This window comes from Pseudomonas sp. Marseille-Q8238, from assembly GCF_965111915.1.
Genome location: NZ_CBCOPI010000001.1, coordinates 1472864 through 1484819, shown reverse-complemented (window position 1 = coordinate 1484819; position 11956 = coordinate 1472864). Strand labels below are relative to the sequence as shown.

Genomic DNA, 11956 nt, shown 5'->3' with positions numbered 1-11956 from the left:
CCCATGCTGCTCAACCTGTTCAATGAAATGCGCGCAGCCAAGGTGCCGGTTTCGGTACGCGAGCTGCTCGACCTGATCAATGCGCTGAAACAGCACGTGATCTTCGCCGACATGGACGAGTTCTACTTTCTCGCCCGCACGGTGATGGTCAAGGACGAACGCCACTTCGACAAGTTCGACCGCGCCTTCGCCGCCTACTTCAAAGGCCTGGAGAAGCTCGACGACTTCCTCGAGGCGATGATTCCCGAAGACTGGCTGCGCAAGGAATTCGAGAAACACCTGACCGACGAGGAGCGCGCCCAGATCCAGTCGCTTGGCGGCCTGGAGAAGCTGATCGAGGAGTTCAAGAAACGCCTCGAAGAGCAGAAAGAAAGGCATGCCGGTGGCAACAAGTGGATCGGCACCGGCGGCACCAGCCCGTTCGGCTCCGGCGGCTACAACCCGGAAGGCGTGCGCGTCGGCGATGCCGGCAAGCGCCAGGGCAAGGCGGTCAAGGTCTGGGATCAGCGCGAGTACAAGAACCTCGACGACCAGGTCGAACTGGGTACGCGCAATATCAAGGTGGCCCTGCGTCGCCTGCGCAAGTTCGCCCGTGAAGGTGCGGCAGAAGAGTTCGACCTGGGCGGCACCATCGACCACACGGCGAAGGACGGCGGCCTCCTCAACATCCAGATGCGCCCGGAGCGGCGCAACACCGTGAAGCTGCTGCTGTTGTTCGACATCGGCGGTTCCATGGACGCCCACGTCAAGGTCTGCGAGGAACTGTTCTCGGCCTGCAAGACCGAGTTCAAGCATCTCGAGTACTTCTACTTCCACAACTTCATCTACGAGTCGGTGTGGAAGAACAACCTGCGCCGCACCAGCGAACGCTTCTCCACCCTCGATCTGCTGCACAAGTACGGCGCCGACTACAAGGTGATCTTCATCGGCGATGCGGCCATGGCGCCCTACGAGATCACCCAGGCCGGCGGCAGCGTCGAACACTGGAACGAGGAAGCCGGTTACGTGTGGATGAAGCGCTTCATGGAGAAGTACAAGAAGCTCATCTGGATCAACCCGTACCCCAAGGATGCCTGGAGCTACACCGCTTCGACCAACATCGTGCGCGAGTTGATCAACGACCAGATGCACCCGCTGACCCTGCGTGGACTGGAAGAAGGCATGCGCTTCCTTTCGAAGTAACTCGCGTCCGCCACAAACGGAAAAGGCCCCAATCGGGGCCTTTTCTTTTGTGGCTGCACGTAGGGCAGGCGCATTGCGTTGCCGACCCTACGCCGACAAGGGCATGACGAACTCAGCGCTTGTCGTCTTCCGGTTTGTTCAGGTCCAGCACGGTGGTGGCTGGGGCCACAGGCGCGGGTTCTGCCACGGCAGCTACGGGCTCCACGACTGGAGCGGCCACTTCGGCTTTCTTCTTGCCGAACAGGCGCTTGCCCAACCAACCGAAGAGCAGTACCGGCACGATCCACAGTTTCTTCAGCAGAATCAGCAGCGTGGCGAACAGACCCGCCTTGGCCGCCAGCTTGCCGGCGATCAGGGCACCAATGCCATACGCCGCGACCTCATCGATATCCGGGTTGAAATCGGCGTAGCGATGGCCCTGATTGAATTCGGTCATGGCCAGCACCGTCGGTACGTTCTTCTGGATATCGGCCAACTGATCCATGTTGGCAATGAAGTTCAGCACCAGTACACCCTGGCGGCCCAGCACGCGGATGTTGTAGTTGAGGGTGTTTTCCTCACTGTCACCGAACTTGAGCTCCTTGGCCCAATGCAGCTTCTTGCCTTCGGCGTCGTAGTGCGGCTGATCGGCCCAACCAACCAGCTCGACAGACTCGTAGCCGTTCTCGGCGCGCCACGCGTTATCGGTACGGGCCTCTTCCTGCAGATCCTTGAGCATGTCGGCGTAATCGATATCGCCGGCATCCTCGTCGGATACATAGCCCTTCTTTTCATACTCGACGGTCACAGCCCAGGACTCTGCAGCCAGCGGCGAAATACCGGCAGGCAACACCATGCCCAATGGCAGCTCGGCGTCCGGAGGGTTGCCCCAGGCCTCGACTAGCAGCCGCTCGGCATCCTCGCCATTGAGGAAGACGTAATTGGCCGGCAAATTGAGGGTGGCGAGGTTATCGCCAAGAATGATCTTGCCTTGCTGGAAATTCAGGCTGTCGATGAACGCTTCTTCGTCGAACTCCTCACCTTCCTCTTCGTCCTCGCTGATTTCCTCTCCTGCCGTCACCTGCTCAGAGGCATTCGTGTCGACCTCCTGAACCGAGGGATTGGCATGAGCGAGAGGGGTAACGGCAAACAACAGGGCGGCAAGGATGACTTCCTTGATCGACATATGAACTCCATGACGATGGGGGCTTGATTGAAGGGCGCCACCCTAACATGGAGGTGATTGAAATTCGGCGAGCCAGCGCAACTTTTTGAAACATCCAGGCTGAATGTTTCAGCGCCAGTGACGTTGTTCCGTCTGGATGATGCGGTGCTTGCGCCCGAAGCCCAGCGTCCAGCCCGCCGCAAGCACGATCAGTTCCACCAGCCAGGCCAGCACCAGCGCACAACCAAGGCCCCAGGCAATCGCCTGCGGCGCCAGCAAGACCTGGTAGGTATAGGCATCGACGGTTTCCTGGAACAGCTCCGGGTCAGCCGAAGTCATCAGGTGGGCCACCTGGGTGTACCAGGGACCGTGCATGGCCAACCACTCGTCCTCCAGCAAATTGGCACGGGTTACCAGGCGATTGACGCTATCGGCGTCACTGCGCATCACCGCATCGGTGCTGGCCCGGTAGTGAGCGACCAGGGCATCGAGGTCATCCTTGAAGAAGCGATGAGCCGTTTCGCGAAAGCCGCTGAGGCTTTGCTCCGACTCGGCGCGGTGCGCATCCACCCGCTTGCTGTAATCGTCGATAAACCCTGGCACCTGCACGCCAATCAGCAAACCGAGACCGAACACCACCAGACGCAGATAACCCCTGAACATGCCTTACTCCCCCATTTGCCCATGAGCGACCCGCTCACCACGACGCCACAGGCTCCACTCACCGGGCTGGAACAGCGTCCAGCGCTCGTTATCGGTCAGCGGCTCGGTGGCGATCACCGTGACCACGTCGTTCGGCGTGGTTTCGGACTGGAAATCGACGATGACATCGACATCTTTCAAGCGCGCCGGGCCAAACGGTGCGCGGCGGGTGATCTGTGCCAGTTTGGTCGAGCAAAAGGCGAACAGCCAGTCACCATCACTGAGCAGGCAGTTGAACACACCCAGGCGACGAAATGCCTGAGCCGACTGGATCAGCACCGGCAGCAGCACTTCCACTGGCACAGGCTCGGGGAAGGCGTTGCGCACCCGGTTGAGTAATTCACAGAACGCCGCCTCGCTGTCGGTATCGCCCACCGGTCGGTAGAAGCTGTGCTGCGGGGCAAAATCGGCCAGTTGTCCGTTATGGGCGAAACACCAGTTGCGCCCCCACAGTTCGCGCACGAATGGGTGCGTATTGCTCAGGCAGACCTTGCCGACATTGGCCTGGCGGATATGACCAATCACCGTTTCGCTCTTGATCGGGTAACGCTGTACCAAACGCGCCACCTCGGACTCGACACTCGCCGACGGGTCCTGAAACAGGCGCAGGCCACGGCCCTCATAGAAGGCGATGCCCCAGCCATCGCGGTGCGGGCCCGTACCGCCGCCCCGCTGCATCAGCCCGGTAAAGCTGAAAACGATGTCGGTCGGGACATTGGCGCTCATGCCGAGCAATTCACACATGGTTCATGGTTCTCGTTGCAGGGCGTTGCGCAGTACATCCGCCTCACGCTGCAGGCGGGCCTCGATGGCCTTGCGGCCGAACGGCAGGAAGCGCGTCAGGATGCGCCAGATCAACGCCGGCAAATCACCCGGACGACGTGGCAACAGGTGCAGGTGCAGATGAGGGACGTGTTGGTTGGCTACCGGCCCATCGTTGATCATCAGGTTGATCCCGGCAACCCCAAGGCCGCTGCCATACAAGGCCTGGGCAACCCGCGCGGCGAGCGCCAGCAAGGCGTCGCGCGGAGCTGCCGAGAGATCGGTGAGAAACGGCGCGTGCTCACGGGTAATGATCAGCACATGAGCCGGGCGCAGGGGGAAGATATCCAGCAGCACCAGAAACTGTTCGTCTTGGTAGACCACATTGGCGGGCATTTGGCCGGCAGCGATGGCACAGAACACACAACTCATGGGCACCCCTTGGGCAACAGGCTGAGCATCTCGGCAGGCATGGACAGCCACCGGGACTTATAGGCGGGGCTCGATACGCAGGCGACGGTCGCCATTGCCATCAATGCGGGTATCGGTCTGCTGGCCGTCGTTGCGCGCCATCAGGTCGCGCAGCGTCGGTTCATCCTCGACGGTGGCAGTCGGCGTCTCGCCCTTGCGCGCGCGCCACCAGCGTTCCACCGGCCAGCGCAGGGCAGCGAAAATCAGCCACACGGAGAAGGCAATCAGCATATACAGCGACAGATCAGCCACCGCACGCCAGGCGTTGTTGCCAACCTTGAACAGCAGGTCCAGCGCCGTGACTGCAATGGCCGGGGCAAACAGCTCGCGAGCCGGGTCGACGATGGTCGGGGTCAGCAGCAATACCGCCACCAGCACCCGCAGTGGTTCGCGCAGCCAGCGCCAGATCCAGCTGGTGAGACGAAACCACACCAGCAGGCAGCCGAGCGCAGCAATGGCATAAGCGCCCCAGGCAAGCAGATAGTCTTGTTCAGTCATGCGTTCATGGCTTGGCCGGTAAATGGGCGCTTATGATAGCGGCTTTTGCGCAACCCGGCGCGCCCGCCGTCAAGCCCTCAACCCCGCGAGATTACCGATGCCCAATGCCCCGATCGCCCGTCGTGATGCCGCCACCGACCCGTACCAGTGGCTGGAACAGCGCGACACCGCAGAGGTACTCGACTACCTGAAGGCCGAAAACACCTACCTGGAAGAACAACTGGCCGGGCAACGTGAACTGCGCGAAACCCTGTTCCAGGAGATCAAGGGGCGTATCCGCGAAACCGACCTATCACTACCCACGCCGTGGGGCCCCTGGCTGTACTACCAGCGCACCACCGCAGGCGACGAATACCCGCGCCACTATCGCAGCCCACGCCCGACAGACGGCTCGCTGCGAGTGGATGAAAACGCCGAGCAGCTCCTGCTCGACCCCAATGCCCTGGCCGGCGGCGAGTACCTGTCGCTTGGCGCTTTCAGCATCAGCCCTGACCACAATCTGCTGGGCTACAGCCTGGACACTTCGGGCGACGAAACCTATGACCTATTCGTCAAGGACCTCAGTACGGGCGCCATCACCGCCCTGCCCTTCGACGACTGCGACGGCAGCCTGACCTGGGCCAACGACAGCCGCACGCTGTTCTTCGCCACCCTCGACGATACCCATCGCCCCTACCGCCTGCACCGTTTCCACCTTGGTGAAACAGCCGCCCAGCAGGTATTCGAGGAAACCGACGGGCGCTTCTTCCTTACCTGCTACCGCTCCAGCTCGGAACGGCAACTGATCCTCCTGCTCGGTAGCAAAACCACCAGCGAGAACTGGGTGCTGGACGCCGACCTGCCACAAGGTGACTTCGCCTGCCTGGCAGCGCGCGAAGACGACCATGACTACCACGTCGACCATGGCCTGCTCGATGGCGCCTGGTGCTGGTTCATCCGCAGCAACCAGAGCGGCATCAACTTCGCCCTCTACAGCCTGGCCGAAGGCGCCGGCGGCCGCGAACAGTGGCGCGAACTGATCGGCCATGACCCGCAGCGCATGCTCGAAGGCATCACCCTCAACCGCGATGCATTCATCCTCAGCCTGCGCGAAGGGGGTCTGCCGGTAATCGACGTGCATGGCCGCGATGCCTCCCCCTACACCGTGCAACTGCCCGATGCCGCCTACAGCCTGTACGTGCAGGACAGCCTGGAGTTCGACAGCCCGGTCATCCGCCTACGCTATGAAGCCCTCAACCGTCCGGCGCAGGTACGCCAACTCGATCTGCGCAGCGGCGCCCAGCAGGTGCTCAAGCAGACTCCGGTGGAAGGCCCGTTCGATCCAGACGCCTTCGAAAGCCGGCGCCTGTGGGCCACTGCGGCAGATGGCACCCAGGTGCCGGTCAGCCTTGTAGCGCGCCGCGACGTACTCGCCAGTCAGCAGCCTGCACCGCTCTACCTCTATGGCTATGGCGCCTATGGCGAGAGCCTTGATCCGTGGTTCTCCCATGCCCGCCTGAGCCTGCTCGAACGCGGCTATATCTTCGCCATTGCCCATGTACGCGGCGGCGGCGAACTCGGCGAAGCCTGGTACCGCGCCGGCAAGCTGGAGCACAAACAAAACACCTTCGACGACTTCATCGCCTGCGCCGAGCACCTGATCGGAGAAGGCCTGACAAAGCCGAGCCAGCTCGCCATCAGTGGTGGCAGCGCCGGTGGATTGCTGATCGGCGCGGTACTCAACCAGCGTCCGGAGCTGTTCGCCGCGGCCATCGCCGAAGTGCCCTTCGTCGACGTGCTCAACACCATGCAGAACCCCGACCTGCCACTGACCGTCACCGAATACGATGAATGGGGCGATCCCAACCAGCCCGAGGTCCATGCGCGCATCAAAGGCTACGCGCCCTATGAAAACGTGCGCGCCCAAGCCTACCCGGCCATTCTTGCGGTGGCCGGCTACAACGACAGCCGTGTGCAGTACTGGGAGGCAGCCAAATGGGTGGCCAAGCTGCGCGCTACGCGCACCGACAGCAACCTGCTGCTACTCAAGACCGACCTCGGCGCCGGCCACGGCGGCATGAGCGGGCGCTATCAGGCCTTGAAAGACGTAGCCCTGGAATACGCCTTCGTCTTCAAGGTACTGGGAAGCGATACACGGCCCTGAATCCGCCCCGCATCGGGTGAAAACGGGCGCTTCGGAGCAGCCCTGCACGCCCATCTTGGCAAGTCGGCTCGGCGCGTTTATTGTCCCGACCTTGCCAAGACCGCTTGGCAACCACCAACCGCTCTGCGCGCCTATTTTCTGCACAAGGGATTTCCAGAATGCCTGGCTACCGCCACCTGCTTCTCCTTGCCCTCGCCGTGAGCCTGCCGGGCCACGCTCAGGTCTACAAATGGGTAGATGCCAACGGCCAGACGCACTTTGGCAGCCAACCGCCCACGCCTGAGCAGCCATTGGAAGAAGTAGAGTTGCGCTCAGGCTATCAAGGCACGCCGGTCCCCGAGCCGACCTTTTCCACGCCCAATGCTGGTGGTGAATCACGTGGCAGCGAGAGCGCCTCGCAAGAGGCTCCGCCCTCGGCCCGTACCATGTGCGGGGAAGCCGTACGCTGGACTGCCATCGACATTCCCAACCTCAAGGAAATCGGTCAGCAACGCCAGAAAGACGGCAAGATCACCCGCGAGCAGTATCGGCAGGTCGAAAAAGCGCTGAACCAGGTCAAGTCGTCGATTACCGTCTCCGACTGCATGGCCAGCAAGGGCAAGGACCGCGAGCGCTACGAATGCCTGTCTCGGGGCGCGGGCATCATGGTGTGCTCCGGCGCCATGGAAGCCGCCCTCAAGGAAGCCTTCAAGGGACTCTAGCGCTCCGGCTGCGCCTTTTGTCGCTCCCGATTACGGCGCAACTGCTCTTCAAGCGCGGGGATCGGCGGGTCCGGGCGCGTTTCTCGCACGTTTGGCTGTACTCGCCGTTGCTGGCCAGTATCGAGTAGCGGTGGGCTGTCACGCGGTACGCCGAGCGGCCTGACCTGCGGCAGCACATAAGGCTGCGGCGTGGCATTTCCCGGCGCGACCGGTTGTGGCGAGCGCAGCAATTCCTGGGCAGACACCACCTGCACCAAGGACGCCCCTGCCAGCAACAGTGCCAATCGGATAAAACCCATCGTGGGCCTCCATGAACAAGCAGCTTTCGTTCTATTCTGGCAACGTATCCACCCAAGCGTTCGTCATCCGATAACAGGTTCTGTCATGAGTACCAGCAACAACCCCTATTACCTGTCCGCCCAGGCCGAAGAAGGCTACCGGCAGAAAGCCCTGAAAATGTATCCCCACGTCTGTGGCCGCTGTGCCCGCGAGTTCTCCGGCAAGCGCCTGAGCGAACTGACCGTGCACCACCGCGACCACAATCACCACAACAACCCGGCCGACGGTTCCAACTGGGAGTTGCTGTGCCTGTTCTGTCATGACAACGAACACTCGCGCTACACCGATCAGCAGTACTTCGCCGAAGGCTCCACCGCCAGCCCCCAGGCCGCCAAGTCGACGTACAAAGCCTTTGGCGACCTGGCCAGCCTGCTGAAAAAGGACTAGAAAAAGGGCCGCTGCCGTATAATCGCGTCTTTTTTGCGAGTGCGACCGTGGCCAACAAACGCTATGCCTGCATCGGCCTGTTCAATCCCAAGTCGCCGGAGAATGTAGGCTCCATCATGCGCGCGGCGGGTTGCTATGGCGTCAGCTCGGTGTTCTACACCGGCACCCGCTACGACCGCGCCAAGGACTTCGTCACCGACACCAAGAAGGTCCACCAGGACATTCCCCTGATCAATATCGACGACCTGCGCAAAATCCTGCCGCTGGGCTGCACCCCGGTAGCGGTGGAACTGGTCGACGATGCCCGTGCCCTGCCCACCTACACCCACCCTGATCGGGCGCTGTACATCTTCGGTCCGGAAGACGGCTCGCTGAACCAGGAGATTCTCGACTGGTGTGGCGATGAGGTGGTGTACATCCCTACCCGGGGCTGCATGAACCTGGCCGCCACGGTCAACGTGGTGCTCTACGACCGCCTGGCCAAGGGCAACAACACCCGGTCGGGGCCGCTTTTCTAGAGCCGTTCCTGACCGGCGGCTCGCTTGCAGGGTGCACCCTGCGCATGAGCAGCCCGTACAGTGCCTCGGTGCGTAACTGCAATCCACCCGGCTCAGCGCAGTAGCTTGCTGTCCAGCACGGCGGATGACCGACCCATCACGTTTTCGCTGATGCTGATGAAGTCCCGGGTGCTGACCTTGTCCATGCGCATCAGGCCGCGGGTGACATCGTCCAGCGAGCGCTGATTGTCGGTTGCCTTGCGAATTTCCCGGTCCAGTTCCTGCAACAGCAGCACGGCACGCGCGGTGGTCGCACCCGTAGAGTTTTCCGTGCGCAGGGTGTCGACCTTCTTGCTCCAGCGAATCAGCTTCTTGCGTACCGCCTGGTAACGGTCCTCGCTCATACCGCCAGCGCGGCGCACCAGCTCGATGGCGTAGTACTCGGCCATGCCTTCGCTGATCCAGTCGCTCCTGTCGGTATCGCGCACCCGGCTGAACACATGGACCAGTTCGTGCACCAGGGAGCTGGTGCCGTTCTCGCTGACCAACGGCCGCGCACTGTGCATGAACAATGAATTGGACGCCGATAGGCCACCGCGCCACATCGGATCGCCCGCGCCGACGATCAGCAGCTTGGCCGGATCGCGCGGGAACACCGCCTGCACCTCCGGCCAGATGAAGGTCAACAATGTGAGCATGTCCATCCGGCGCATGCCCTCGCCCACCGGGGCGGCTACCGTGACATCGGTATTACCGAGCTGGGCGCGGCGGCTGCCGATCTTGCCGGCTACTATCCAGCCGGTAGGCCGGTCGAACAGGCGCGACGGGGTGTCGATCCGGAAGCGGTTCTTGCCAATGCGCGGCCAGCCGGTTTCGACGCTTTTCCAGCCCTTCGGCAGCTCGAACTGCAGACGTGCGACCAGGTCGACGCCGTCTTCCTTATTAAGGTGCGCACTCGGCACCAGGTCATCCCCACGCAAGAGCGCCCAGTCCGGGGTCATGCGCGCATCGTAGCCCCCAGACTCGCGCGGATGGCTGACCCGAACCTTGTAGGTGAGCTTCGCCACGCCCTTGCCCGGCACCCAGGTGCCACGCTGAGCACTATCCAGCTGCCAGGTGCCAGTCGCCGTGGCGAAGTCACTGTAGTAGCCCTTGTCACCCAGGTCGAAACGCAGGCTGCGCACCACCTCGCCTCGCTCCAGCACCAGGCTGACCTCGGCCTGGTCACTGTCCGGCAGAAAGCGCACCTGATAATCCAGATCGACTTTGCGGGCCGCCCATGCAGGGCTGCTCAGGCACAGCAACAGGGCGCACAGCAACAGGTTGAGGCGAGCGGACATTACGTTGGCTCCATGCGTTAACGGATATCGGCCTTTGACCGGCGTAAAGCGGGATCGCTCAACCGGCGCGGAAAATCAGGTAATCCTCCCAATCGTCCTCGGCCACGCTGCTTTCGCTGAGCATGCGACCGGATTGGGAAATGCGTTCATGGTGAACCGCGTCGCGATCACCGCACACCAGATGGTGCCAGAGTGGCAGGTCCTTGCCTTCACTGACCAGGCGGTAACCGCAGGTTGGCGGCAGCCAGCGGAATTCGTCGGCCTGCGCCGGGGTGAGCTGGATGCAGTCGGGCACCTGTTGACGGCGGTTGGCGTAGTCGCTGCACTGACAGGTCTTCAGGTCCAGCAGTTTGCAGGCGATGCGTGTGTAATAAACACTGCCATCATCCTCGTCTTCGAGCTTCTGCAGACAGCACAGACCGCACCCGTCGCACAGCGACTCCCACTCGTCCTGATCGAGCTGGGCGAGGGTCTTGCGTTTCCAGAAGGGTTCGACCTTGGCAGCCATGGCACACATACGAGGTAATAAAGGCCGGCAGTCTAGCCGCAAGCCCTCAACGGGCCAAGCGCTGGCAGACGAGCTAATACCCGCGACTGAAATCCACCTGTCCACGCAGGACTTCCCCGCGCTGCCAACGTCCCAGGTTATCGAGGAACAGGGCCACCATGGCCGTCGGATCGGTCGGCGCCGAGGTGTGCCCGGTCAGCAACAGGCGCGGCGCATCCCAGAACGGGTGGCCAGGCGGTAGCGGCTCCTGCCGGCAGACGTCGATCACCGCGCCAGCCAACTGCCCTTGCCGCAGCGCAGCGACCAGCGCCTCGTCGACCACCGCAACGCCGCGGCCCACGTTGATGAACAAGGCATCGGCCTTCATCCGCGCGAACAGCGCGGCGTCATATACATCCTGCGTGGCCGGGGTATCCGGCAGCAGGTTGACCAGTACATCGGCCCAGGCGGCCTGCTCGGCCAGCGCCGGCATGCCATGCACGTCGGCAAAGGGCTCCAGTGCACGAGGCTCACGGGCGATGCCATGCAATACCACACCGAATGGCGCGAGAAACGCAGCGATCTGCCGACCGATCTCGCCCGCTCCCACCAGCAGCACCTTGAGCCCGCGCAGCGTACCGGGAAGCCGCTCGTCCCAATTCTCGGCAACCTGGCTGGCCAGGCGACCAAGCACCTGGCGCTGATGTGCCAGCAGATAGGTGAGCACGTACTCCGCCATGACCTGGCCAAACACGCCCACGGCACGACTCAGGCGATAGTCGGTTGGCAGATCGGATGCCAGCAACGGTGTGATACCCGCCCAGGTCGACTGCAGCCAGTCGGGCTTCAGGCCCTGGCGCAGCAGGGGAGCCAGCACATCGGGCTGCCCCAGCCAGATGTCGCAGGTCGCTGCCTGCTGGAGATCATCCAGCCACTGCACCTGCGGTGCCGCTGCCTGCAACAGATGCAGGTAGCGAGACGACTCCTGCTCGGCAATCAGGACACGGGTCATACCGGGTCGTTGCGGCGCAGCAGCTCTTCCGGCAGGTGCTCGATGTAATCATCCTCGGGAGGCGGCATCTGCAGGTGGTAACCCTGCTTGTCGAGGTTCTCCAGCACCTGGTGGATATCCTCGCGGGCGAGTGGTTTCTCCGGCGTCAGCACCAGGCTGAACGCCAATTGCGGCGGACCGAAGGCAGCCAGCAGGCCCTCGGGTACGCGCTTGAGCTCGTCGCTCTTGAGCACGTAGAGGTACATCTCGTTCTTGCGCGGGCTGCGGTAGATCGAACAGATTTTCTTCATG

Annotated in this window: 15 protein-coding genes; 5 read left to right on the top strand and 10 right to left on the bottom strand. The window is 62.4% G+C overall.

The features are described from left to right. Positions 1 to 3: 3 nt before the first annotated feature. Complete coding sequence (locus ACWPW0_RS06840; RefSeq protein WP_447590351.1) at positions 4 to 1182, top strand: vWA domain-containing protein; 1179 nt, start codon at positions 4 to 6, stop codon at positions 1180 to 1182. 112 nt (positions 1183 to 1294) lie between these two features. Here ACWPW0_RS06840 and ACWPW0_RS06835 read toward each other — a convergent pair whose 3' ends face one another. From ACWPW0_RS06835 to ACWPW0_RS06815, 5 genes are all read right to left on the bottom strand, one after another. Then, positions 1295 to 2347, bottom strand: coding sequence for a DUF2167 domain-containing protein (locus tag ACWPW0_RS06835; protein WP_454254826.1), 1053 nt, complete (start codon positions 2345 to 2347; stop codon positions 1295 to 1297). A 108-nt stretch (positions 2348 to 2455) separates the two neighbouring features. After that, on the bottom strand, positions 2456 to 2989 hold the full coding sequence (locus ACWPW0_RS06830; RefSeq protein ID WP_454254825.1) for a DUF2937 family protein: 534 nt from the start codon (positions 2987 to 2989) through the stop codon (positions 2456 to 2458). 3 nt (positions 2990 to 2992) lie between these two features. Further along, complete coding sequence (locus ACWPW0_RS06825) at positions 2993 to 3772, bottom strand: class II glutamine amidotransferase (RefSeq protein ID WP_454254824.1); 780 nt, start codon at positions 3770 to 3772, stop codon at positions 2993 to 2995. 3 nt (positions 3773 to 3775) lie between these two features. Beyond that, positions 3776 to 4222, bottom strand: coding sequence for an HIT family protein (locus tag ACWPW0_RS06820; RefSeq protein ID WP_454254823.1), 447 nt, complete (start codon positions 4220 to 4222; stop codon positions 3776 to 3778). A gap of 57 nt (positions 4223 to 4279) precedes the next feature. Beyond that, positions 4280 to 4759 carry an MFS transporter gene (locus tag ACWPW0_RS06815; protein ID WP_454254822.1) on the bottom strand — a complete coding sequence of 160 codons (480 nt, stop codon included), beginning with the start codon at positions 4757 to 4759 and terminating at the stop codon, positions 4280 to 4282. A 97-nt stretch (positions 4760 to 4856) separates the two neighbouring features. Between ACWPW0_RS06815 and ACWPW0_RS06810 the strand changes: the two genes are divergently transcribed. Both ACWPW0_RS06810 and ACWPW0_RS06805 read left to right on the top strand, forming a co-directional pair. Further along, positions 4857 to 6902, top strand: coding sequence for a S9 family peptidase (locus ACWPW0_RS06810; RefSeq protein WP_454254821.1), 2046 nt, complete (start codon positions 4857 to 4859; stop codon positions 6900 to 6902). 158 nt (positions 6903 to 7060) lie between these two features. After that, on the top strand, positions 7061 to 7603 hold the full coding sequence (locus ACWPW0_RS06805; protein ID WP_454254820.1) for a DUF4124 domain-containing protein: 543 nt from the start codon (positions 7061 to 7063) through the stop codon (positions 7601 to 7603). On the opposite strand, the gene ACWPW0_RS06800 is transcribed toward ACWPW0_RS06805, so the two are convergent. After that, on the bottom strand, positions 7600 to 7902 hold the full coding sequence (locus tag ACWPW0_RS06800) for a hypothetical protein (protein WP_454254819.1): 303 nt from the start codon (positions 7900 to 7902) through the stop codon (positions 7600 to 7602). The genes ACWPW0_RS06805 and ACWPW0_RS06800 overlap by 4 nt on opposite strands. An 85-nt stretch (positions 7903 to 7987) precedes the next feature. Between ACWPW0_RS06800 and ACWPW0_RS06795 the strand changes: the two genes are divergently transcribed. Together ACWPW0_RS06795 and ACWPW0_RS06790 are read left to right on the top strand one after the other, a co-directional pair. Next, positions 7988 to 8329, top strand: coding sequence for a YajD family HNH nuclease (locus ACWPW0_RS06795; protein ID WP_099525302.1), 342 nt, complete (start codon positions 7988 to 7990; stop codon positions 8327 to 8329). A 47-nt stretch (positions 8330 to 8376) separates the two neighbouring features. Next, complete coding sequence (locus ACWPW0_RS06790) at positions 8377 to 8847, top strand: RNA methyltransferase (protein ID WP_454254818.1); 471 nt, start codon at positions 8377 to 8379, stop codon at positions 8845 to 8847. 92 nt (positions 8848 to 8939) lie between these two features. On the opposite strand, the gene ACWPW0_RS06785 is transcribed toward ACWPW0_RS06790, so the two are convergent. The 4 genes from ACWPW0_RS06785 to ACWPW0_RS06770 all read right to left on the bottom strand — a co-directional run bounded on the left by ACWPW0_RS06785 (position 8940) and on the right by ACWPW0_RS06770 (position 11955). Further along, positions 8940 to 10166, bottom strand: coding sequence for a hypothetical protein (locus tag ACWPW0_RS06785; RefSeq protein ID WP_454254817.1), 1227 nt, complete (start codon positions 10164 to 10166; stop codon positions 8940 to 8942). Between the two features lie 58 nt (positions 10167 to 10224). Beyond that, on the bottom strand, positions 10225 to 10674 hold the full coding sequence (locus ACWPW0_RS06780; RefSeq protein ID WP_447590330.1) for a YcgN family cysteine cluster protein: 450 nt from the start codon (positions 10672 to 10674) through the stop codon (positions 10225 to 10227). Positions 10675 to 10747: 73 nt separating this feature from the next. Beyond that, positions 10748 to 11665, bottom strand: a complete 918-nt coding sequence (locus ACWPW0_RS06775; protein WP_454254816.1) for a D-2-hydroxyacid dehydrogenase — start codon at positions 11663 to 11665, stop codon at positions 10748 to 10750. Beyond that, positions 11662 to 11955: a YcgL domain-containing protein gene (locus ACWPW0_RS06770; protein ID WP_447590327.1), complete on the bottom strand. Its 294-nt coding sequence runs from the start codon at positions 11953 to 11955 to the stop codon at positions 11662 to 11664. Before ACWPW0_RS06770 ends, ACWPW0_RS06775 begins: the two co-directional genes overlap by 4 nt. Between the last annotated feature and the right edge of the window lies 1 nt (position 11956).